Consider the following 24,021-nt stretch of genomic DNA (forward strand, 5'->3'; position numbering starts at 1 on the left):
TCTAGGATGCGGGGCATGGGCTGGAGCGCGCGCATGGCGACAATCGGCGCCGCGGGCACATTGCTGTTCGCGGTGCCCGGCGGCGCGCAGCTGCTGCCGCAATTGCCGCTGCCGGTGGGCGGCGTGGTGGATCGCGTGACCGGAACGGCCGGGGACCTCGAGCGGACGCTCGACGACGCCAGCTCGCTGGTGCGAGCGCAAGTCGCGCGGACGCGCGATCTCGTCCGCCGCCATCCCGACCGCATCGCGCTCGACCCCGAGGGCAATGCGGTCCGCGCGCGCGAACTGGTGATGCTGGACGCGGACCGGGCGGCGATCGACGCGGCCGCCGCGGCGGGTTTCCGCCTGATCGAGCAGGTCGAGCTCGGTGAACTGGGCATCGGCTATGCGCGGTTCGAGACGCCGCGCGGAATGGCGATCGGCCAGGCGCGGCGCAGGCTGCACAAGCTCGCCGGTGGGCGCGAGGTCAGCGCCGATGCGCTCTATTTCGCGAGCGGGAGCGGCGCGACGCCTGCCCCGCCCCTCGCCCCCGTACCGCCGCAAGCTGCCGCAGCCGGGCGGATCGGCATCATCGACGGCGGCGTGCGGCCGGGCACGGCCGGCCTTGCCGCGCAGCAAGGGTTCGCCAGCGGCGCCCCGCGTGCGAACGATCATGCCGCGGCGATTGCCTCGCTGCTCGCGGGCGGCAACGGAATCCGCGCGAGCGCGCCCGGTGCACGGCTCTATGTCGCCGACATCTATGGCGGCGATCCGGCGGGCGGTAACGCCGCGGCGATCGGCCAAGCGCTCGCCTGGATGGTGCGCCAGCGCGTACCGGTTGTGGTGGTGAGCCTGACCGGGCCGCACAACCCGCTGCTCGAGCGTGTCGTCGGCGCGGCACGGCGGCTGGGCACGGTGGTCGTCGCCGCGGTGGGAAATGACGGCCCGGCCGCACCACCCGCCTACCCGGCTTCCTACCCACAGGCGATCGCGGTGACCGGCGTCGATGCGCGGGGTCGGCCCCTGATCGAGGCGGGACGCGCGCGCAAGATCGACTATGCCGCCCCCGCTGCAGACCTGCTCGCGGCGGATGCAACGGGCCGGGCGAAGCGGTTGCGCGGCACGTCCTATGCCGTTCCCTTCGTCGCAGCGCGGCTGTCGGCGCATCTCGGCAGCGGCGGCATCGACGCCGCGATCCGCGCGCTCGACCGCGAAGCGCGCGACATGGGCAAGCGTGGTCCCGACGGGCAGTTCGGCCGCGGGCTGGTCTGCGGCGATTGCGCAACCCGCCCGCGCTGAAATTCTTGGGATTAAACCTCTACTCGCATTCGTTCCCCGATGAAGCGCGCCGCAAAGCCAGGCGTGCGGATGAAGGAGGAAGCGATGAAGACCCTGTTTCTTTCGGCTGCTGCGGTTGCGGCCGTTATCGTTGCGGCTCCCGCCTCGGCGCAGCTGCTGGGCGACGGTGGCGGACTGACCGGCGGACTCGGCGGCTCGCTGGGCGGCACGATCGCCCGTCCGATTGGCGGCACGCTCGATCGCACGATCAGCCGTCCCCGCGTGCCGCTCGATCAGCTCGACGCGCCGGTCGAGACTACCACCCGCACCGCCAAGCGCGCGCGCGGCTCGGCCGAGGTCGAACGCAGCCTTGACCGCCGCAGCGGTAAGGCGGCCGCCAGCAGCCGTGCCGATGGCGGCATCGGCGGCACGCTCGACAACCAGACCAGCGCGCTCGGCCGCAGCGTCGGCCTGTCGGGGAGCGGCGACGCGTCGGGTGGGGCATCGGGCGGCGCATCGGCCGACCTGGTCGGTACCGACGAGGTCCGTGGCTTCACCCGCCAGCTTCGCGATCGCGCGGGCAACACCGTGACGACCGCGCGCGGCACCGCCGCGGGGGCGGCCGAACGCACGCGCGGCGTCGTAGGCCGGGCCCGCGATACGCTTGGCAACGCGGCGGGCGGTCTTGGCGGCTCGGCTGCCAGCAGCGGCTCAGGCAGCGGGGCCACGGGCGGCTCGGTCGGTGGCGGCAGCGCCTCGGGCTCTGCTTCAGCGGAAGGCGCGGGCACGCTTTCGGCCGCAGGCAATACCGCCTCGGCGCTTGAGCCCGGCGCGCGAGTCGAGGATGCCCGCGGGCGCCTGATCGGCAAGCTCCAGCGCGTCAACCGCGACGCACGCGGCCGGATCGAATCGCTCGACGTTGCGGTCGGTCCCAAGGTGGCGACCCTGTCCGCGAGCAACTTCAGCGCTAGCGGTGACGTGCTCGTCTCGGCGATGAGCAAGGGTGAGGTGAAGGACGCCGCGCGCGCAGAGTGACCGGCACCGGTGGGCGCCCGGCGGCATGCCGGCCGGGCGTCGCCTTTGCCGTCCAATTTGTACGTGGCTAGCCTGGAAGCGGCTTCGGCGTCGTATTCGACGACGGCTAAGCGCCCTCATAGCCGCCGTTCAAGACGAGCGAACACAACCCCAAAAGCAGTCATTCCGGTCTTGACCCTGTAGTCGCTCCAACCTTTATGGCGGCGGCCGATACCGCGTTCCCCTCGGGGGCGCGGGAGCCATCAGTCCGGGGTTCATCGTGCTGTTTCAATCGCTTTCGCTTCGCGCCGCGCCGCGCCGCTGACGCTGGTCGCGCTGGTTCCGCTTCAGGCCGGGATGGCGGGGGCAGAGGCGCAGGAGCATCATGGCGAGGAAGCCGAGGAGGGCGAGGAAATCGTCGTCCAGGCGACGCGCACCGGGCGGCGGGTGCAGGACGAGCCGATCCGCGTCGACGTGATCAATCGCGAGGAGATCGAGGAAAAGCTCCTCATGACGCCCGGCAACATCGCGATGCTGGTGAGCGAGACGCCGGGGGTGCGGGTGCAGGTAACCTCGCCCGCATTGGGCGCGTCGAATGTGCGGATGCAGGGGCTGAAGGGCCGCTACACCCAGATCCTCGCCGATGGGCTGCCGCTCTATGGCGGGCAGACGCCGTCGATCGGGCTGTTGCAGATTCCACCGACCGATCTGGGACAGGTCGAGGTGATCAAGGGCGCGGCATCGGCGCTGTACGGGCCGTCGGCGCTGGGCGGGGTAATTAACCTCGTCTCACGCCGTCCGGGCAATGCAGCGCAGGGCGAGCTGCTGCTCAACGCCACCACGCGCGACGGACAGGATGTCACCGGCTATGCCGCGACGCCGCTGGGCGACGGGATGAGTGCATCGCTGACCGCGGTGTATAGCCGTCAGTCGCAGCAGGATCTGAACGGCGACGGCTGGGCAGAGATGCCAGGCTATGCACGCTGGACCGCGCGCCCGCGGCTGTTCTGGGAGGGCGCAACGGGGACGAAGGCGCTGCTGACCTTTGGCGCGATGACCGAGCAGCGCGAGGGCGGTACGGTGCCCGGCCGCACAGCGCCCGACGGCGCGCCTTTCGTCCAGGCGCAGCACAGCGAGCGCTTCGACCTCGGGCTCACCGCGCAGACGCCGCTGGAGGGTGTCGGCACGCTGTATCTGCGCGCGTCGGGGGTGACCCAGTCGCACCGGCACCAGTTTGGCGCGGCGACCGAGCGCGACCGGCACCGAACGGGGTTTGCCGAGGTCTCGCTGGGGGGCGAAGCTGGGAAGGCGAACTGGCTGGTCGGCGCGGCATTCCAGGCCGATGGCTATCGATCGCGCGCTGCCGGCGTTCGACTATAGCTATGCCGCGCCCGCGCTGTTCGTGCAGGGCGAGAACGAGGTCGCCGAGGCGCTGACGCTGGCGGCGAGCGCGCTGGGACGCGCACAGCGAATATGGTTCGCGCGTCAGCCCGCGGCTGTCGGCGCTGTACCGGCCCGGCCCGTGGACGATCCGCGCATCAGTCGGGCGCGGCTTCTACGCGCCGACGCCGCTGGTCGAGGAGATCGAGGCGAACGGGCTGTCGCGCGTGGCACCCTATGCGAAGCTCAAGGCCGAGACCGCCAATACCGCGTCGGTCGACTTCGGATATGCGAACGGGCCGATCGAGGCGAATGTCAGCCTGTTCGCGTCGAACATCGACCGCGCGGTGCAACTGCGCGAACTGAGCGCGACCCGCGTCACGCTGGCCAATGCCGACGGGCTGACCAAAACCCGCGGGGTGGAGGTACTGCTGCGCTATCGCTGGGAAGCGTTCACGCTGACCGGCAGCTATGTCCATATCGATGCGACCGAGGCCGATCCCGATGCGGCGGGGCGCCGTCGCGTGCCGCTGACCCCGCGCAACACCGCCGGGCTGGTGGCGATGTGGGAGAAACACGGCAAGGGGCGGATCGGGGTCGAAGCCTATTACACCGGCATCCAGTCGATCGACGACAATCCCCGGCGCACGCGCAGCCGGCCCTATGTCGAGTTGGGGCTGATGGGTGAGCTGGTGCTGGGCAAGGTGAGCCTGTTCGTCAACGCCGAGAATCTGCTCGATGTGCGCCAGACGCGCTGGGACACGGTGCTGCTCCCGCAGCGCGCGCCGGTCGGCAGCTGGACGGTCGACGCATGGGCGCCGAGCGACGGACGAGTGATCAACGGGGGGATACGGTTCCGCTTCGGCGGGGCGTGACCTGACCCGAGCGCAGCTCGGCGAGCGCCTGACGGATGATCTGCCACCCGCCCGAGATGCCGAGACCGGCTAGCACCAGCGCGACCGCGATGTCGGGCCAGGCCGTGCCGGTGCCGAACACGCCGAATGCCGCGGCTACCACGGCAATGTTGCCGATGGCGTCGTTGCGCGAGCAGATCCAGACCGAGCGGCGATTGGCGTCGCCCTCGCGATGGCGCCAGAGCATCAGCGCGCAGACGAGGTTGGCGACTAGCGCGACCACCCCGATGATGCCCATCGTCTCGGCGCCGGGTAGGGTGTTGTTCATCGCCATCCAAACCGTGCTTGCGAGTACCCAGCCGCCAAGCAGCAGCAGCGACCCGCCCTTGGCCAGTGCCGCACGGGCGCGCCAGCGGAGCGCGAGGCCGGAGACCCCGAGGCTGATCGCGTAGTTGGCCGCGTCGCCAAGAAAGTCGAGCGCGTCGGCCTTGAGCGCTGCCGAGTGCGCGGCGACGCCTGCGACGATCTCGACCGCGAACATCGCCGCGTTGATCGCCAGTGCGGTCCACAGCACGCGGCGCCAGGCGCGATCTTCAGCCTGGCCAACCGAAGCCTCACCTCCACCGCAGCAACCGCCAGCCATGTCGTAACCCTCGAAATCAACGGACGGACAGCTATATGGAGGCTGTAGTAACTATAGGGTCAAGACCATCGCATTGACGATCGGCGATCTGGCCAAGGCGACCGGTACCAAGGTCGAGACAGTGCGCTATTATGAGAAGATCGGTCTGCTGCCCAAGCCCCCGCGTACCGGCGGAAACTAGTGGGATTATGGCCAAGCCGAGCTTGGGCGACTGTCGTTCATCGGCCGCGCCCGTGACCTCGGGTTTTCACTTGATCAGGTGCGGGCGCTGCTCAGGCTGTCCGACGACAGGAGCCATGATTGTGCCGGGATCGACCGGATCGCCGAGGCGCATCTGCTGGAGGTCGACCGCAAGCTCGCCGACCTCAAGGCGCTGCGGCGCGAGCTCAAGGCCGTGATTGATTCCTGCGACGGTGGTATGATCGCTGAGTGCCGGATCGTTGAGGCGCTTGGTCCAAGGGCTGCTTAGCGCCCTCATAGCGGTCATTTCACCGACGACTGAAGGCCCCGCGAGCTGACGTTCAATCAGCCTACTCTGGTTGAGAATCGAAGTTGGCTCGGAGGCCTTGCTCTACCTCGACGAACAGCTGGCTGGTTTGCTGCGGTATGCGCCCCTCGCGCTTGAACGCATCAATTTGATCCTTGTCATCCACCTCCCCATCCGCTGCGCGGTTCGACAATCGTCCTGACATGGCGGACCGCCGATCAGCAAGCTTGCGGTCTGACTGCGCTTTCAGGACGGTCGCATAACCATTGGCAGCTTCGCGGATCACAGCGGCAATGCCTTCCAGTGTGCCTTTCCTGATCAGCCACGGCGAAACCACCAGCCAAGGCAGAACGATCAGCCATTCGATCATCGCGCTCGCTCCACAACCATCACCCTCCCGTGCACCGCCAGTATCGGCGCTCAAAAATCGAGTGATTCGAGCATGGGCGCGGCCCTATTGTCTCGCGTGCAGACTGGGCTGGGAATCCCGATCTCACTTTTGTGGAAGTGCGACCTCTTGTGGTTTTCCGAGTGCCCGACTCGAATGGTCGTGACCTATTCGGCATTCCGCCGGTCCCTCAGAAGAGATTGAAGAACACTTGGCGCGGCGGACTCCCGATCAGGTAGTTCAGGGTCACCCCGCGTCGCTCTAATGAGCTTCGCGCGCCCGTTGAACCAAGCTGTGACCAAGCTCGCCAGGCCGTCAACAGCACGCCGCCCGCCAGCATGAATGGTATCGCTTGAGATAGCATAAACAAACCCACCCACGTTCAACACTCAGTCGGCTCTACCTGCCCCGGATGGGGTGGTTACCGCCGTCAGCGCACAATCGTGCTTCGTTTCGTGGCAGGCGGGCCTGTTTCGATGGCCCTGAGGCATTGTGCAGGGGTTCTCGCGCCCGTCAAAATGCTCGCGGGGTTTATCATGTGGACGAGAGGCGCGTTATAGCGCCTTAAGTCTCGATTGTTGGGCGCATGGCAATTATGCGCCCTCATTGCTGCCATTCAGTTCGGTCCCGTGAAAGCCTGAAAGCGGTCTTTCGTTTAGCACCGACGAAGCAACTCCGACGCATCGAAGCAGACCACGGATGTTCCTCGCCCTCACTAGCTCTCGACCAACAGACAGCTGTCGCTTCGCATGGCTCGCTTGAGTCAGGCCCGCCTGCTTTCATCGGCCGACAACATCCGCACCCTCGACCGCGTCGGAGGTCATATCACCTGACATTGGTGATCTTCGATATTGCGGCCGGACGAACGTTGGACGGCTCTGGACCGAAAGCAAAGCGCCGCTAGGATCGGGCGAATGGGGGACGAATCTCAATCCGTACCGGCGCTCGAGCCGCTAACCTATCATCGTGTGATCGTCGATCATCTCCGCGAGCACGAGCCTGAAATCTGGTCTTGGGGCAGATCGCGGCAAACGCGCGAGGAACAGGTGCAGGAAAAGCGTTCCTACCTGCTACGCGAAACCTACCGCCTCGACGTGACAGCGCATCCTTGACGCGGTTCGCGGCGAGCGGTCAAGCAGGGCAATGTGACAACATGCCTTTCACTCGAAGAAGCACGACGCATTGCTCTTGCAGCGCAGGGGTTCGGCATCCGGCGCTCCGAACAGCCAATCGCGAACCATGTGCGAAGGACACTCGATCGCCTCGGGCTCTTTCAGATCGACAGCGTGAACGTGCTGACCAGGGCGCACTATCTGCCGGCCTTCTCACGGCTGGGATGTTACGATCATGCGATGATCGAGCGTGACGCTTGGGGCCCGAAGCGCCAGCGGCGTATGTTTGAATATTGGGCGCACGAAGCCTCCCTGCTCCCGCTCGACCTGCATCCCCTGCTGCGCTGGCGGATGGCCCGCGCCGAACGTGGCGAGATCGGTTACCAGGGATTGCGGCGGTTTGCGGTCGAACGGAGAGCCGAAGCGCAGGCGGTACTCGATCGCATAACCGCGGAGGGACCAATGGCCGCCGCGGACTTTGAAGACGGGTCAAGCAAGAGCGGATGGTGGGAATGGAGCCACACCAAGCACGCATTGGAATGGCTGTTCTGGGCGGGCAAGATCACGACCGCCACGCGCCGCGGGAGCTTCGCGCGGGTCTATGACCTGCCCGAGCGTGTGCTGCCCAGGGCCATTCTCGATCTGCCGACCCCGGATGCGGCAAGCGCGCAGCGTTCATTGATCGAACGCGGCGCCCGAGCGCTGGGCGTCGCAACCGCTGCAGACTTGCGCGACTATTATCGGCTCAAGCCCGAAGAGGCTGATCACGCCATCGCGGCCGAGGTGGAAGCGGGAACGCTAATCCCGGCCCGCGTCCAGGGCTGGAGTCAGAAGGCGTGGCTGCACCACAAAGCCCGCCTACCTCGCAGCGTGCGTGCCGGGTCATTGCTTGCCCCATTCGATCCCTTGATCTGGGAGCGCAGTCGCACCGAACGCCTATTCGGATTTCGCTACCGCCTCGAAATCTATGTGCCGCCGGACAAGCGCACCTACGGCTACTATGTCCTGCCCTTTCTCATGAACGAGGCGCTCGTCGCGCGCGCAGATCTCAAGGCCGATCGCCAGGCCGGAATACTGCTCGCGCGTCGCGTGACCCTTGAGCCCGGCGCGCCTGCCGAGACCATTGAGCGACTGAATGTCGAACTGGACCGGCTCGCTACATGGCTTGGACTCGCTGGCGTTCGAGTTCGCGAGATTGTTCAGTTATCCTGAGCTCAAGATAGCCGACCGCGGGCCGGCCGGGCGCCGTCCCGAAGTCGCCAGCGTTGGCGAATTTCAGAAGGCCAGACTGAGTGCGACGCGTGCCCCATGCTCGCGTGCACCGCTGCCCAGAAGGCCGCTATAGCCGATACGCAGGCTGAGCTTCTCGGTGACATCGGCGGTGACATTCACGTTCGCTACAGCGGCAAAGCGATCGATCGTTGCAGAGCGTATGTCGAACGCCTGGCTTGGGGCCGCTGCCAGTGCGATCGCCGGGCTCGGTGCGCGGTCGCCAAAGGCAGCGCGTAGCCCGACATTCCCGCCCAGTCGGATGTCGCTCGTTTCTCCGCGGACCAGCGGCACCTCGCCACGCAGGCCCAATTCGCCGATGCCGAGCACGCTTTTCTGCGTGCCCACCATCAGCGTCGCCGGCCCGCCACGCTCCACAAAGCGACCGAAGGTCACCCGGCTTGCGCTGCCGGCCAGATAGTGTTCGACAAAGCTGTTCGCGCCGGTCTCGAACCGGTAGCTGAGCTCGCTGAGGGTCTGGAGCATCACCCCCCGGGCCTTGCCGCGCACGCTGGTGATGAGCCCGGGCACCACGATCGTGCGCTCTGCCTTGAGGTCGAGCACCGAGACCGTCGCGGCGGTACGGACCCGCCAGCCGCCGATTACGGCACCGGCATAGACGCCGCCGCCCGTCCACTCGATCGTCGCGTGGCTGCCACGCGCCGGGGCGGGCACGGTGATGCTGGTATATTGGCCCAGTACCCCGGCACGCCATGAGCCCTCCGCGGTCGCATCGCCGGTATCGATGCCCATCAGGAAGCCCTTGCGGTCGATGTCATAGCCGGCGGCGTTGCCATCGCTGCTCACGTTGCCCCAGCTGCCGATCGCCTGTCCCCAGGCGCTGTTGCCCGAAAGCCCCATGGCCGCGGCGTCGCCCAGCCGGCTCACCACCGCTTCGCGCACCACGCGCTCGTCCTCAAGCGCGGCGCGCGTGGCATCGGCATAGATTTCGCCGGAGAGCTGATCGAGCGCCGCCGGAATTGCGGCCGGCGACAGACTGTACAGCGCGCTCAGCGGGGTCGGATCATAGCCGCCGGTCATCACCGCCGCATCGATGCGCCCAATCGTGCTCGCCTGATTATAGGTGAGCGGCACACCGGTGCCGAGCACCGCCGAGAGCTGGTTCGGCGCAAGGAACAACTGCACCTCGTTGGCCGTGTAGATGATCTTTGGACGGTAGATGAGGCCGAAGCTGCTGAGGTTTGCGACGGTGAACGTGCCGCTCACCCCGGCATCGGCGCGGAGCAGCACATAGGTGCTGTTGAACGCATAGGTGCCGCCCAGATTGATGATTTGCAGCGTGCCGCCCAGTGCCGCCGTTCCCGTTGCCTGGATGCGGTCGCTGCCGCTGGCGTGAACCTCGGCCGCGAACAGCGAGCCCGTCTGGAACAGGACATTGCCGGTGACATTGAGGGTGCCGACGCTGTTACCCGGCGCGATCGTGCCGCCGCTCTGGGCGACGAGGCCGCCGGCCGTGCCGGTGCCGCTCAATGTCGCGCCGTTGCTCACTGTGATGACAGAGCGCGAGAGCAGGCCGTTGAGCGCCAGCCCGCCGCCGATCACGTTCGTCGGGCCCGTGAAGGTCGCGCTGTTGCCGACCAAGTTGAGCATGCCAGCGCCGGTCTTCTCGAACGCGCCCGCGCCCGAAAGGCTGCCGCCATAGGCGCCGGTGCTGGTCTGGGCGAACTCCAGCGTGCTGTTGATCTGGATCGCGCCCTGAAGCGAGGCGGTGTCGCCGCGCAGGCGCCCGGTCGAGACGAGTGTGCCACCGGTATAGCTGTTCGCGCCGGTCAATGTGGTTGTCCCGGCGCCCGCCTGGACGAAGCCGCCGGTGCCCGACACGGCGTTAGAGAGCGTCACCGCGTCGCTGCGGCTGACCACCAGCAGGCCGTTGTTGATGATCGCGCCGGCAAGCGAGCCGGCGGCGCCGCCGGTCCCGATCTGCAGCGCGCCGCCCGAGATGGTCGTGCCGCCGCTGTGAGTCGCCGTGCCGGTCAGCACCAGCGTGCCGGTGCCGGTCTTGGTCAGGCTGCCGGTCCCGGAGACAGTACCGCCATAGGACGAATTGCCGTTGCCGTTGCCGATCGTCAGCGCACCGGTACCCAGATTGATCGCGCCCGCTCCGCTGAGCGTCTCCAGCGATACGCCGAAGCCGGCAAGATCAAGGGTCCCCGTCCCGTCCTGTTGCAGCGCGGCGATCGTTGCGGCGCCGGTGAAAGTCGCCGCGCCGTTGTTGATCATGCCGTTGCCGATCGTGCCGGCCAGCGACGCAGTGCCGTTGTTGAGCAGTCCGCCAGCAAGCGTGCCGGTGCTGGTGAGCATAGCGTCGTTCCGCACCATGCCGGCCACGGTGCCGGCATTGGTGAAGTTCGCCTGATTGAGCACCGCGCCCGCGAGGCTGCCGGTCGCGCTCACTGCCAGCGTGCCGCCCGCCACCGTCGTGGTGCCGGTATGGCTGTTTGCGCCGGTCAGCGTGACGCTGCCCGTGCCGGCCTTGATCAGGCCGCCGCTACCGGTGATGCTGCCGCCGAAGCTGGATATACCGCCGCCGTTCAGCGTGAGCGTCGCCCCGCCCGTAAGGACCGTGCCCGCCCCGGTAAGGCTGCCGATGCTCGTGCTGAAGCCATTCAGGTAGAAGCTGCTGCCGGCCGTCTGGGTCACCGTTCCGATACCGCTGGTGCTGCCGACCAGGCCCATGACGCCGTTGTTGGTCACCGCACCGGTCAGTGTGCCCGCGATCGCGGCGGTTCCGCTATTGCTCAGCCCGCCCGCCAGCGTGCCGGTACTGTAGAGATCGCCGGTGTTGGTCACCAGGCCGTTCACCCGTCCGGCATTCTCGAAATTCGCGTTGTTGTGCACCGCGCCCTGAAGTTCGCCGGTGCTGGCGAGCATGAGCGTGCCCGCGCTGATCGTGGTGATCCCGGTATAGCCGCTGGCGCCGGTCAGCGTGAGCGTGCCGGTACCGATCTTGGTCACATTGCCACTGCCGCCGATCACGCCGCCAAAGCTGGTCGAGGCGTTATTGCTGCCCAGAGTAAGCGTCGCGCCGCCCAGCGTCACGGTGCCGGCGCCGGCCAGGCTGCCGAAGCCGGTGTCGTGGCCGTTCAGTTCGAATCGGCCCGTGCCGCTCTGCGTCACCGCGCCGATGCCGGTGGTGACACCGGTCAGCGTGATCGTGCCGCTGTTCGTCACCATGCCGTTCAACACACCGGAGACCGAAGCGGTGGCGCGATTGTTCAGCCCGCCGTCCAGCGTGCCGGTGGAAGTCATCACCGCATTGTTGGTCACCAGCCCGGCGATCGTGCCGGCGTTGTTGAACATGCTGTCGTTAACGACGGCTCCCGCAAGCGATCCGCCAGCCGTCAGGTTCAGCGTGCCGCCCGACACCGTCGTGACACCGGCATAGCTGTTCGCGCCGCCCAGGTTGAGCGTGCCGTCCCCGGTCTTGGTCAGCCCGCCGCTGCCCGAGATCCGGGTGTTGATCGTGGCATCGACGCCGTTGAACACGTCGACCACCGAGAAGCCGCCGGTCGTCGCCAGCCCGTCCGCCGCGGTCGTGCCGGCGATCGTGTAGCCACCGGTGCTGAAGCGCAGTTCCTGGAACGCCTGCGTACCCTGCACGGCGATATTGCCGCCCGACGCGCCGCCGAACACCGCAACCTGCCCGCGCCAGCCGTCATTGACGGCGTATCCGGTCGGCGCGGTCCAGTTGGTGCTGGCCCCACTCCACACGCCACTGCCGCCATCACCGCCGGCCGCCGCCGAACTGCCAGCCAGATCGCCGCCATCCCAATATTGGATCGCCTGGGGGCTGCTGGCGAAGAGCAGGTTCACCTGCCCGGCGATGTTGGTGAGCAGGGTGGGCGTGTAGCCGCCGGGCAGCGAGCCGAACAGCAGCCCGCTATCGGTCAGCGACCCGCCATAGTTGAACAGCCGGTAATAGCCCTCGCCGAAGCTCGGCTGAGCGATGACGTTGAGCGTGCCGTCGAGCGTCAGGTTGCCGCCGACATTGACCAGGTCGTTATTGGCTCCGCCGGGCGTGCCCGCCTCGCCCAGTTCGAAATTGAGGATCGTGCCCGCGCCGAGGGTGAGGTTGCCGGCGATGTTGAGCGTACCCGGGCTGTTGCCGGGATTGAGCTCGGCACTGCCGAAGGTGAGGTCGCCGTGGAAGGTGCCGCTGCCGCTCAGCGAGCCGCCATTCAGCGTCATGCTCGCGCTGTTGTTCACCACGTCGCCGAAATTGCCGTCGAGAACCAGCCGGCCGGTAGCGACCGTGACGGTGCCGGTGAAATTGTCGGCGACGGTGTTCGAGCCAGCCAGCGTGACCGCGACGTTGCTTGCGGCGGTGTCGACGATGACGCTGCCTGCGCCGGAGATCGTGCCGCCATACCTATAGTCGAGGCCATTGGCGAAGGTGAGCGAGGACGGGCTTCCCGAAGCCTCGAACAGGACGTTGCCGGAACCGAGCGTTCCGTTGCCCATGGTCAGCGCGACTCCGCCGCCGATCCGCGTATCGCCATAGCTGTTGGCCACGCCGAGCGTGAAGGCGGTGGCGCCGCCGCCCGACAGGCCGAAGTGCACGGTGCCGCCACTGATCGCGCCGTTGAAGGTCGTGCTCGAACCATCGACACCCTGCAGCGTCGCCATGCCGTTGCCGTCGACCCGAATGGCGTTGCCGATCGTGATCGGAGACACGCCCTGGACGTTGCGCAGGCGCGTACCGTCCGCCAGCGTCACCGCGCCGTTCCCCAGCGCCTGCCCGTTGTCGAAGCCGAGCGATCCGCCCAGTACCGCGGTGCCGCCCCAATAGCTGTTGGTGCCGGTCAGGGTCGTCAGACCAGTGCCCGACTTGGTGACGCCGCCATTGCCCGAGATCGTGTTGCCGAAGCTCCGGTCGACCGCGGCGTCGAACGCCAGCGTCGCGTCGTTATGGACGTTGCCCGCGCCGATCGAACCGCCGTCCGCCAGCCGCAACGTGCCGCCGAGGATCTGGGTGGGGCCGCCATAGGTGCTGACACCGGTCAGGGTGAGCGTGCCCGTGCCGGTCTTGGTAAAGTTGCCGCTGCCGATGATCGTGCCGGCAAAGCTGGCGTCGCTGTTCCCGGCGCCGACGAAGAGACCGCCAGCGCCCAGGTCGACCGAGCCCGCACCGGCCAGCGCGCCGAAGCTGGCGGTGAAGCCGGCCAGGTTGAATGTGCCGCTGGCTGCCTGCTCGAACATGCCGTTCCCGAAGACTGATCCGGTCAGCGTCACGGTGCCGTGGTTCTCGATCAGCCCATCGGCTTGGCCCCGCAACCGCGCCGTGGCGCCGGCATCGTTGTACAGGCCGCCGCGCAGCGTACCGGCGCTCTCGAAGGTGGCGTTGTTGATCACCTGGCCGGTGACCGCGCCGAAGACCCCCACGATGAGCGTGCCGTCGCTGACCGTGGTCGGGCCGGCATAGCTGTTGTCGGCGTTGAGCGTCAGAATGCCGGTGCCGGCCTTGGTCAGCCCGCCATTGCCCGAGATCACCCCGTCGAAGTACGAACCCCCGTTGCCGGTGACGCTCAGGGTGGAGAATCCGGTGTCGATGCCGCCCGATCCGGTCAGCATGCCCACCGCGAAATCGGTGTTGAGGGTGAGCTGGCCCCCGGCAGCCTGATCGAAACTGGTAGCACCGGTCAATGGACTATCGACGAAGAAGGCCCCGGCATTCTGGACGCCGGCATTGAGCGTCCCGGCTGCGTGGGTGACGCCGCCGCTGTTGTTGATCAGCGCCAGCAACAGGACCGAGTTGATCGAACCCGTTCCGGCGAGGTTGAGCGTGCCGCTATTGGTGACATAGCCGCCGAGCGCGCCGTTGAGGTTGAAGGTGGCGCCGGTCGCGACCGTAACGTCGGTGTTGAATGCGCTGGTGTCGGCGAGGGTGAGGGTGCCCGCATCGACGTGGATGGTCGGGGCACTGATGCTGGTGCCGCGCAACACCTGCTCGCCCGATCCGGTCTTCACCAGCAGTCCGGGGCCGGTGATCGCGCCGCTATAGTCGGCGAAGGGGATGCTGCTCATGTCGACGGTCAGGGTTGCGCCGCCGAACCGGATGTCGCCGCCGGCGCCGTTGAGCGCGCCTACCGTGGCGTTGAAGCCGGCCAGATCGAGCAGCGCGCCCTGCACGCTGTTATAATTGGTGATGCCGGTCGCCGTGCCGGTCAGCGTCACGATTGCGCCGCTCTGCGCATTGGCCAGCTCGCCATTGACCTGGTTCTGGATCTGCGCGGTGCTGAAGTTGCTGAGCGATCCGTTGATGATGCCGGTGCTGGTGAAGCTGGCAAAGGTCTGGACGGGCCCGTTGATCGTGCCGCTGTTCTCGATCGTCGAGAAATTCTGGATCAGGTCGGCACTGAGGCTGCCGGTGCCGGTGATCCGGAGCGTGCCGCCATTGACCTGGGCGATCGCCTCGAGCGTGGGGTTGTGGCCGACATTGATCGTGCCGCTCAGGGTCAGCGTGCCGCTGCCATTCTTGGTGAAGTCGGAAGTGCCGCCATCGGGGCCGGTGATCGTGCCGCTGAACATCGTGGAGGCGTTGTTGTAGCCGACCTCCAGCCGGCCATTGTTCAGCGTGATGCCGCCCGCGCCTTCGAGCGAGCCGGCCCGAGTGGTGAAGCCGGCCAGATCGAAGAGGGCGCCCGACTGGACGTTGAGCGCCGACTGATTGCCGATCGCATTGTTGGTGCCCAGCCGCAGCGTGCCCGCCGCGATATCGGTCGCGCCGCTATAGGTGTTGGCGGCGGAAAGGACGAGGGTGCCGGTGCCGGTCTTGTCGAGGCCCGCCCCGCCCTGAATGACAACACCGATATCGGCGGTGACGCCCGCGCTCACATCGATGATCGAGAAGCCGCCGGTCGTCTGCAACGTCGCGCCCAGCACGGGGTCGAAGGGACGCAGCACATAGCCGTCCGTTTCGAACCGAAGCTCCTGGAAAGCGTGGTTGCCGTCGACCGAGATAGTGCTGCCGGCCACGCCGGCGAACACCCCGACCTGATTCTCCCAGGCACCGTTGACCGCGTAGCCGGTCGGGCCGGTCCAGTTGGTGCTAGTGGTGCTCCAGATGCCGGCGCCGCCATTGCCGCCGGTGGCAGCCGAGCTGCCGGTCAGATCGCCGCCATCCCAATATTGGATCGCCTGCGCGCCGCCGAGGCGGAGATTCACCTGGCCGTTGATGTCGGTAAGTACCTGGGCACCCAGCCCGCCTGTGATCGAGCCGATGGCGAGGCCATTGTCGGTGAGCGTACCGCCATAGTTGATCAAGCGGTAATAGCCGGGGCCATAGCCCGTGCCCCAGCCGATGGTGTTGAGCGTCCCGTCGAGCGTCAGGTTGCCGCCGACATTGACCAGATCGTTGCTGGCTCCGCCCACCACGCCGGGCGCGCCCAGTTCGAAGTTGAGGATCGTGCCCGCGCCCAGGTTGAGGTTGCCGGCGATGTTGAGCGTGCCCGGGCTGTTGCCGGGGTTGAGCGCGGCATTGCCAAGGTCGATGCTGCCATGGAATATCCCGCTGCCGGCCAGAGATCCGCCATTCAGCGTCATGCGCGCGGTGTTGCCCACCACGTCGCCAAAGTTGCCGTTGATCACCAGCCTGCCGCTGATCACGTCGACCGATCCGGTGAACTTTTCCGTGCTGGTGTTCGATCCCGTCAGCGTGACAGTATTCGCGGGTTCCGTCTCGATGCTGACGATACCGTTGCCGATGATCCTGCCGCTGAAGCTGTAGTCGGCGGCGGTCTGGAAGACGAGCGCGGCCGGCGTGGTCGGGTCCGACGCCGCGGCGTCGAAGGTGACGTTGCCGGTGCCGAGCGTGCCGTCATAGACGATCAGCGCGACGTTCGGACCGATCCGCGTATGGCCGTAGCTGTTCGCACCGTTGAGCCGGAAGATGCTGCCGGCGAAGGGCGCCGAGATGCTGGTCGTGAAGTGGATATCGCCGCCGCTGATCGCGGCGTTGAGGTCGGTGTTGTTGCCGCCGCCATCGAAGGTCGCGGTGCCGCCCGGCGCGATCTGGATGGCGTTGTCGATATTCAGGCGCGCGCAGCCGCAGGCGGCGTTGAGCAGGGTGGTGCCGTTCGCCAGCTTGATCAGCCCGGTGCCGGCCGCGAAATCGCTCCCCAGGCCAAGCGTGCCCGCGGTGACGTTGATCCCGCCGCTGCCGGCCCCTTCCTCGTTGAGATCGTCGAGCAGCAGCGTGCCCGATCCGACCTTGGTCAGCTCGCCCTGAAGATCGAGCGCGCCGATCATCTCGAGGGTGTAGCTACCGGTGTCGATCGTGCCGCCGCCCGACAGGATCGCCATGTCGCCGGAATAGCTGTCCTCAAGCGCCTTCAACGTCGCGCCATTGTCGATCTCGACACGCTGGCTGGCGCCGAGCCCGAACTGGCCGACAGCAAGCGTGCCGGCCTGAACCGAGATGTTGCCGACATAGGGGCCGGTCATCCCGTTGAGATTGTCGCCGCTCAGCGTCAGCGTGCCCGCGCCGAGCTTGGTGATCAGGCCGTCGCCCGCGATGCTGTCCGCGACGGTGATGTCGTCCGAGCGGTTGAAGATCAGCGTGCCGCCGCCGATGACGATCTGGCCGGTGCCGAGTGCGCCGGTGGTGCCGCCATCGCCCACCTGAATCGTGCCGTCGGGATTGAGGATCAGCGTGCCGCCGGAATAGCTGTTGTTCGCGGTGAGGATCAGCTTGCCGGGGCCGAACTGCCCGAGCAGGCCGCTGCCGCCGATCGCGGTGGCGAGCGTGACGTCGTCCGACCGGTTGAAGGCGAGCATGCCGTCGGTGGTAATCGAGCCGGTGCCGAGCGTGCCGGTGGTGCCGCCGTCGCCGACCTGCAGCGTGGCGCCGGCCGCTACCGTTGTGTTGCCATAGCTGTTGGAGCCGGTGAGCGTTGTGATGCCGCCGCCAAAGGTATCGGCGAGGACCAGGTTGCCGCCGCTGATCGCGCCGGTCAGCACCGTCTGATAGCCGCCGGCATCGATCGTCGCGGTGCCGCCCAGCGCGATCTGGATCGCGTTGGTCAGCGTCACTGGGACACAACCACATGAAGCGTTGAGCAGTCTGGTGGTATCGGCCAGCATGATCGTGCCGGTGCCGGCCGCACCATCGACACCAAGACCGAGAATACCGGCGGAGACGACGGTCGTGCCGGTATAGCTGTTGGCTGCGCTGAGGATCAGCGTACCGTTTCCGATCTTCTCGAAGCCGCGCGGCGATGCGTCCTGAGAAATCACGCCGCTTTGCGTAGCGACAGCGCCGGCCTGAACTTCAAGCTGTGTGCTGTTCGACGCAATGTTGATGTTCGCTGTGTTGTTGGTGCCGTTGGCGTAGCTGATCACCGAGCCGGTGGTTGTGATCGTGTTGCCCGACCCGCCTGCCGCGCCCGTTTGGCCGATCACCAGCCTGCCGGCCAGGGTGATCCCCCCGGTCAGGTCATTGTTGCCGAGCAGCGTTAGCGTCCTGCCGCTGCCGACAGCGATCGCGAGGTTGCTGGTGATCCCGCCGCCGCTGCTGCCGAAACTATTGGTGCCGCTGACCGTGATGCTGCCGCCGCTCGATGCGATGAGGGTGCCGGTGCCAGTGATCCCGCGCGCCAAATCGAAGCTGTTGCTGCGCAAATCGAGCGTTCCGCCGGCCAGATCGACGCCGCCCGAACCGAGCGCGGCAGCGCTTCCCATCGACAGCGTGCCGGCCTCGACGCGCGTTCCGCCCGTATAGCTGTTGGTGCCGCTTAGCGTGAGGATGCCCGTGCCGCTCTTGATGAGCATGCCGCCGCCTGAAATGGCGTTGCCGAGCGTCAGGTCGCTGTCTTGACGGAAGTTGAGCCTGCCGTCGACGATGCGGATGTCGCCGCTAAGGCTCCAGCCGCTGCCAAGGCTGAGCCGGGAAGTGCCTCCAAGGCTCAGCGCCAGCGCACGGGTCACGCCGTCGCCGTTCAGCCCGCCGCTCACCGCGGCATTTATCGTGAGCGTCGCGTCGCGCCCCACGACGCCAATGCCGCCGGCGCCATTGTTGCCCCGGTTGCAGCAGCCGCCGGCCAAGAAGGTTCCGCCAAAGCCGGCATTGCCGCCACTGACCGGCGCGTTTAGCTCAGCCGAAGCGGCCGTGGCGAAAACCAGACCGTGCCCGCCGTCGCCACCACCACCGCCCCAGAAATAGCCATTGCCACCCAGCCCGCCATCCCCGCCGGCTATCGCGACGCTGAAACTGAAGGTGCCGGCGACATTGGCGTCGATCACCACCCCATAGCCGCCCGCGCCGCCGCCGCCGCCATCGCCGTCGTTTGAGGTTCCGCCGTTGCCTCCATTGCCACCGCTGATCGCGCCGCCGAGAAACGCCATGGAGTTCAGCACTGCGCCATGGGCTCCGCCGCCGCCGCCGGTTGCCCGACTGCCCGTTCCGCCACCGGTGCCGTTCGCGCCATGCGCCCCCGGGGTCGCGCCGCCGGCGCCGCCCGTGATGCCGGTCGAGGTGTTGCCGCCCTGGCCGCCGACCCGACCCGCGCCTCCCCCGGCGCCGCCTTCATAGCTTTCAGTGGCGTTACCCCCGGCGCCACCCGTGCCGGTGGTGCTGCTCGCGCCGCCCGGCGGTCCCGGCATTACGTTGCCAAGACCGCCATCGCCACCGCGTGTGTCCTGCGCCGCGGCAGAGGTGGCAAGCAAGACCGTCGCGGCCAGGCCGCTGGCCAGTGCGGTTCGGGTCCGATAAGAGTTGGTCCGTCGCGCCTTGCGCTGGCCGTCCCTCAGTATCACGAACGAAGCGGTATTCCGGCCCATGTCAACCTCCCCCTTCAGGGAGCGACACACGCACACCGAGAATAAGTCAATATACGATATGCGGGCGAAGCTATTTCAAATGCTTCGTGAAATCTGCCGGACGCGTTCGAATAGACTAAAAACGCTTCGTATCTAAACCAGGATATGCCTGCGCTCGCGATCAAGAACATGAATACCTGTCGTCGAGGAGTTCACTGCCTGATGACAGCTTTCCGTCACCCGGCGCCCGAAGCCGCCTGACCGCTAACGGCCCAGTTTAAGCCATTGCGGTCACGCTCGTTTCCGAAACTTGCCCTTGAGAACCGTGCCTCCCGTGCGAAGCTGATCGAGGTAATCTGACCACCACTGCGCCATGCGAACCCTCTCCGCCCAATGAGCGCCGCGATGGTACGCTGCACGAACCTTGTCCTTCTCACCATGGGCCAAGGCGCGCTCAATGGCATCGGGATGCCAAAGACCTGACTCATTGAGGAGAGTGCTGGCCATTGCACGGAAGCCATGACTTGTCATTTCGTCATGTTCGTATCCGAGGCGCCGGAGCGCGACATTCAAAGTATTGTCCGAAAGGGGCCGCTTGGTGGTGTGAAGCGCCGGGAATAGAAACTCGCTTTCCCGAGCAAGCGACCGAAGATCTTGAAGAAGGTACAGCACCTGTCTAGACAGCGGCACTGCGTGCGCCTGTTTCATCTTCATCCGTTCAGCCGGCACGCGCCAAACCTTCTCTGCGAAATCGATCTCGCTCCATTTCGCCTGCCTCAGCTCACCCGGTCGGAGAAACACGTGGGGCGCGATCCTCAATGCGTGAAGGGTCTCGGGTCGGCCGTGATAGCCATCGATTGGGCGAAGCAATTCGCCAACCTTCTTCGGCTCGACGATCTCCGCATGGTGTTTCACGCGCGGCACGGTCAGCGCGCCGCGGAGAATGTCGGCTGGGTTGCAATCGGTACGCAGCGTCGCAAACCCATACCGGAACACTCGGCCCGCGAAGGCACGCAGGCGGATGGCGGTCTCATGATGGCCGCGTCGCTCGATGCGCTTGAGCACGTCCAGCAGCTCGTGCGGCGTGACAGACGCGATGGACCGCTTCGCGATCCCGGCCAGGAGTTCGAGAAACCAGCGTGCCTTTTTGATGGTCGCGGGCGACTTTCCTTCCCGCTGCATCTTCTGGATGTATTCCTCGGCGACCAACTGGAAAGTGGTCTTCGCGGCCAGTTCAGCCTCCAGCCGTCGCTGGCGCTTCTCTTCGACTGGATCGATGCCGTCGATGAGTTGAGCGCGCGCCTCGTCGCGCTTACGCCTCCCCTGCTGAAGCGATAGATCGGGAAAAGCGCCGAGGGAGAGTTTCCGCTCCTGCCCGAACACTTTGTACCGAAATCGCCACAGCAAAGCGCCTGTAGGCTGCACCAGCAGGAACAAGCCGTCCGAGTCTGCAACCTTGTACGGCCGCTGCTCAGGCTTGAGCGAACGAATCTGAACCGTCGTAAGCATGGTGGACCACGCCTCCTGTCACTGTTCGTGGTCCACCGATTCGTGGTCCACTTTGAGTGGACCACGGCGGAACAAAGTGGGACATTGTCGGACCGACAGGAGGCAATATACCGCAGATTTCTGCGGTTTTCTACCATGTTCTCAATATGTACTGGTGCCCCACAGAGGACAAAACTGGGCACTCAGATCATTGGGAAATTTCGATCGTTCGCGGTTGAATACGGCTGGCAGAGTTAGGCGCTAGATAATTGAGGGCTGCAGCCGCCCGTCGCAATAGCCCAGCTTTGGTTGGGCATTTCAACTAGCGTTGACAGGAGGCACCTCGCGCTGCTTATCTACCATGATGGGGCCTGCGGTCACCCCACGAGGCGTCAGCCGAAGAATCGCGTCCTATTGCTGTTACTCAAGGACGCTACATGCCCTCGTTCAATCATATCGCACCCGATAAGCTCGCGCGCCTCATCGGCACGTCAACCGCGCCGACCATCATCGATGTCCGATCAGCCGCAGATGCCGGGCTGGTTCCGGGTTCGATCCATCTTGCGGCCGATGCTGTGGAGAGCTGGTCAGACAAGATCGCGGGCTCGGCGATCATTATCGACGAGGACGGCTCGTCGTCCGCGCAGGCCGCCGCAGCCTGGCTACGCACCGAGGGTGTCGCTGCCGACGTGCTCGAAGGCGGCATTGCCGCATGGCGCAAAGCTGATCTGCCGATGCTTGACGCTGACAAGCTGCCGAGGCGCGATGGTCAGGGCCGCACCGTCTGGGTGACGCGCTCGCGACCCAAGGTCGATCGCATCGCCTGTCCCTGGCTGATCCGCCGGTTCATCGATCCGAAGGCGCGCTTTCTGTTCGTGCCGGCCGCCGACGTCCTGACCGTCGCGCGCGATGCCGGCGCCACGCCCTTCGACGTCGCCGATCACAATGTGTTCTGGAGCCATCGCGGCGACAACTGCACGTTCGATCTGATGGTGACGGAGTTCGGACTCACGGCCTTCCCCGGCCTCGAATATCTATCGTCGATCGTGCGGGGGGCCGACACCGGCAAGCCCGATCTGGTGCCGGAAGCGGCCGGGCTGCTTGCTGTGTCGTTGGGCCTCTCGCGCATGTATGGCGACGATCTCGAGCAGCTGGAAGCGGGCATGCTTGTCTACGACGCGCTCTACCGCTGGTGCCGCGATGCGCGGAATGAATCGCATGACTGGGCATCGCACTCGCCGCGGGAGGCGCGGTCGTGAGCAGCGCGGCGATGGGCAGCCAGCCCGCCGCCGCCGCCCGCCCAGCCCCGGTGACCCTCGCTCAAGCATTCTGGGTCTGGCTGCACATAGCGATGCTGTCGTTCGGCGGCCCTGCCGGCCAGATCGCCGTGATGCATCGCATCCTGGTCGAGGAGAAGCGCTGGATCGGCGAGCAGCGATTCCTCCATGCACTCAACTACTGCATGCTTCTGCCCGGACCCGAAGCGCAACAGCTTGCCACCTATATCGGGTGGCTGCTGCACAAGACGAAAGGCGGCATCGTCGCGGGGGTGCTGTTCGTGCTTCCCGGCGCGATTTCGATCATGGCGCTCAGCTGGATTTATGTCCTCTACGGCAAGTTGGGCATCGTCTCGGCACTGTTCTTCGGTCTCAAGGCGGCAGTGCTGGCCGTCGTGCTCCAGGCTGTAGTGCGGATCGGCGGCCGGGCGCTGCGGACCAACGCCTCGCGGTTACTCGCGGCCGCCGCCTTCGTGCTCATCTTCTTCATGGGCGTGCCGTTCCCGATCATCGTCCTCGCAGCCGGCATTATCGGCTGGCTGGCCAGCCGCGCCGGCTCGACTGCGTTTGCAGGCGGCGGCGGGCACGGCGCTTCCAAGGGCGAGCATGTTGCCGATGCGGACACGCTGCTGGGCGAGGAACTGCCCGAACACGCCCGGCCAAGCTGGCGCGAGACGCTGCGCACCGCCGTCGTGTGGCTTGCTCTGTGGCTGGTTCCGGTCGCCGCAATCCTGATCGTTCTTGGACCCGACAATGTGTTCAGCCGCATTGCCACCTTCTTCTCGACCATGGCCATGGTGACGTTTGGCGGGGCATATGCTGTCCTGGCGTATGTCGCGCAACAGGCGGTCGAGAGCTATGGATGGCTACAGCCCACCGAAATGCTCGATGGACTCGGTCTGGCGGAAACGACGCCGGGCCCACTGATCATGGTCTTGCAGTTCGTCGGGTTTCTCGGCGCCTATCGCGAGGCCGGTGGGCTTGATCCTTTGGTTGCAGCGACGCTCGGCGGATTGCTGGCGACATGGGTCACGTTCACGCCGTGCTTCCTGTGGATCTTCCTTGGCGCGCCGTTCATCGAGCGGTTGCGGGGCAACGCAGCCGTCGCGGGTGCGCTAACGGCTATCACTGCCGCCGTCGTCGGCGTCGTGCTCAACCTTGCGCTTTGGTTCGCGCTGCACACGCTGTTCAGCTCGACGATGCCTGTGTCGTTCGGGCCTATCCGGTTCGATGCGCCGTTGCTGTCGAGCATCGACCCCGCCGCCTTCGTTCTGTCGCTCGGCGCCGGCTATGCCATCTTCGAGATGCGGGCGGGTGTCATCACGACGCTCCTCGCCACTTCGGCAGCCAGCCTCGCGCTTTACTTTCTCGGAGCAATCTGATGGCCATCGATCGACGTACCGCGCTATCCATCGGCTTGGCCGCCGGCACCGTTTCGCTGACGGGGACGACTTTAGCACAGCCCGGCTTTGTCAAAGCAGACTTCAAGGCCAAAGAGCTGCCATTCGATCCGACAGCGGTCCCCAGCTTGTCGGAAAAGTTGCTCATCGGCCATCACGCGAACAACTATGTTGGCGCGGTCAAGCGCCTTGGCGCGATCACCGCAGAGTTCGCGGCGCTTGATCCAGCAAAGGCGCCTGTCTTCACGCTGAATGGCTTGAAGCGCGAAGAGCTCATCGCATGGAACTCCATGATCCTGCATGAGCTCTACTTTGCCGGATTCGGCCGCGCTGCGGCCCCGCCAGTCGCCTTGGCACAGCAGATCGAGCGTAGCTTCGGGAGCTTCGACCGCTGGACAGCCGAGTTCACCGGGATGGGCAAAGCGCTCGGCGGCGGTTCGGGCTGGGTGCTGCTGACCTGGAGCAACCGAGATCAGCGGCTCGTCAATCAATGGGCCGCCGATCACAGCATGACGCTTGCGGACAGCGTGCCGCTGCTTGCGCTGGACATGTATGAGCATGCCTACGCCATGGATTATGGCGCTAAGGTCGCGGCCTATGTCGATGCCCATATGAAGGTGATCGACTGGAACGAGGCGGCGCGTCGGTTGAAACGGGCCATCGCCTAGCCGACATA

13 protein-coding genes and 1 pseudogene are annotated in these 24,021 nt (G+C 66.3%); 10 read left to right on the forward strand and 4 right to left on the reverse strand.

Annotated elements, in window-relative coordinates:
- Window positions 1–33 precede the first annotated feature (33 nt).
- The 4 genes from BDW16_RS05885 to BDW16_RS21600 all read left to right on the forward strand — a co-directional run bounded on the left by BDW16_RS05885 (window position 34) and on the right by BDW16_RS21600 (window position 4,526).
- Window positions 34–1,278 (forward strand): S8 family serine peptidase, encoded by a 1,245-nt coding sequence (locus BDW16_RS05885; RefSeq protein WP_241230607.1) that lies wholly within the window; start codon window positions 34–36, stop codon window positions 1,276–1,278.
- 84 nt (window positions 1,279–1,362) lie between these two features.
- Window positions 1,363–2,292, forward strand: a complete 930-nt coding sequence (locus BDW16_RS05890) for a hypothetical protein (protein ID WP_174532081.1) — start codon at window positions 1,363–1,365, stop codon at window positions 2,290–2,292.
- A gap of 336 nt (window positions 2,293–2,628) precedes the next feature.
- Complete coding sequence (locus BDW16_RS21595; RefSeq protein WP_066581355.1) at window positions 2,629–3,651, forward strand: TonB-dependent receptor plug domain-containing protein; 1,023 nt, start codon at window positions 2,629–2,631, stop codon at window positions 3,649–3,651.
- Window positions 3,652–3,776: 125 nt separating this feature from the next.
- The gene (locus BDW16_RS21600; RefSeq protein ID WP_241230608.1) at window positions 3,777–4,526 is read left to right on the forward strand and encodes a TonB-dependent receptor; all 750 of its coding nucleotides are present in this window, start codon (window positions 3,777–3,779) and stop codon (window positions 4,524–4,526) included.
- Here BDW16_RS21600 and BDW16_RS05900 read toward each other — a convergent pair.
- Window positions 4,489–5,148, reverse strand: a complete 660-nt coding sequence (locus BDW16_RS05900) for a cation efflux transmembrane domain-containing protein (protein WP_066581353.1) — start codon at window positions 5,146–5,148, stop codon at window positions 4,489–4,491. The two genes, BDW16_RS21600 and BDW16_RS05900, sit on opposite strands and share 38 nt — an antisense overlap.
- Before the next feature lie 73 nt (window positions 5,149–5,221).
- Here BDW16_RS05900 and BDW16_RS05905 point away from each other — a divergent pair.
- Window positions 5,222–5,617, forward strand: a pseudogene (locus BDW16_RS05905) (MerR family transcriptional regulator).
- Between the two features lie 61 nt (window positions 5,618–5,678).
- On the opposite strand, the gene BDW16_RS05910 reads toward BDW16_RS05905, so the two are convergent.
- The gene (locus BDW16_RS05910; protein WP_066581352.1) at window positions 5,679–6,005 is read right to left on the reverse strand and encodes a hypothetical protein; all 327 of its coding nucleotides are present in this window, start codon (window positions 6,003–6,005) and stop codon (window positions 5,679–5,681) included.
- A 932-nt stretch (window positions 6,006–6,937) separates the two neighbouring features.
- Between BDW16_RS05910 and BDW16_RS05915 the strand changes: the two genes are divergently transcribed.
- Together BDW16_RS05915 and BDW16_RS05920 are read left to right on the forward strand one after the other, a co-directional pair.
- Window positions 6,938–7,135: a hypothetical protein gene (locus BDW16_RS05915; RefSeq protein ID WP_066581351.1), complete on the forward strand. Its 198-nt coding sequence runs from the start codon at window positions 6,938–6,940 to the stop codon at window positions 7,133–7,135.
- 33 nt (window positions 7,136–7,168) lie between these two features.
- Window positions 7,169–8,347 carry a winged helix-turn-helix domain-containing protein gene (locus BDW16_RS05920; protein WP_066581350.1) on the forward strand — a complete coding sequence of 393 codons (1,179 nt, stop codon included), beginning with the start codon at window positions 7,169–7,171 and terminating at the stop codon, window positions 8,345–8,347.
- Window positions 8,348–8,410: 63 nt separating this feature from the next.
- On the opposite strand, the gene BDW16_RS05925 is transcribed toward BDW16_RS05920, so the two are convergent.
- Together BDW16_RS05925 and BDW16_RS05930 are read right to left on the reverse strand one after the other, a co-directional pair.
- Window positions 8,411–19,201 (reverse strand): autotransporter-associated beta strand repeat-containing protein, encoded by a 10,791-nt coding sequence (locus BDW16_RS05925; RefSeq protein WP_066581348.1) that lies wholly within the window; start codon window positions 19,199–19,201, stop codon window positions 8,411–8,413.
- Window positions 19,202–19,471: 270 nt separating this feature from the next.
- Complete coding sequence (locus BDW16_RS05930; RefSeq protein ID WP_066581347.1) at window positions 19,472–20,689, reverse strand: tyrosine-type recombinase/integrase; 1,218 nt, start codon at window positions 20,687–20,689, stop codon at window positions 19,472–19,474.
- A 416-nt stretch (window positions 20,690–21,105) separates the two neighbouring features.
- On the opposite strand from BDW16_RS05930, the gene BDW16_RS05935 reads away from it, so the two are divergent.
- From BDW16_RS05935 to BDW16_RS05945, 3 genes are read left to right on the forward strand one after another with little or no spacing between them, the layout of a single operon-like run.
- Entirely contained in the window at window positions 21,106–21,927 is an 822-nt protein-coding gene (locus tag BDW16_RS05935) for a chromate resistance protein ChrB domain-containing protein (protein WP_066581345.1), read from the forward strand.
- Window positions 21,928–21,938: 11 nt separating this feature from the next.
- Entirely contained in the window at window positions 21,939–23,327 is a 1,389-nt protein-coding gene (gene chrA / locus BDW16_RS05940; RefSeq protein ID WP_066581370.1) for a chromate efflux transporter, read from the forward strand.
- The gene (locus BDW16_RS05945) at window positions 23,327–24,013 is read left to right on the forward strand and encodes a superoxide dismutase (RefSeq protein ID WP_083954451.1); all 687 of its coding nucleotides are present in this window, start codon (window positions 23,327–23,329) and stop codon (window positions 24,011–24,013) included. Before chrA ends, BDW16_RS05945 begins: the two co-directional genes overlap by 1 nt.
- Window positions 24,014–24,021 lie beyond the last annotated feature (8 nt).

Origin of the sequence: Sphingomonas koreensis (genome assembly GCF_002797435.1) — a bacterium.
Taxonomy (GTDB): domain Bacteria; phylum Pseudomonadota; class Alphaproteobacteria; order Sphingomonadales; family Sphingomonadaceae; genus Sphingomonas; species Sphingomonas koreensis.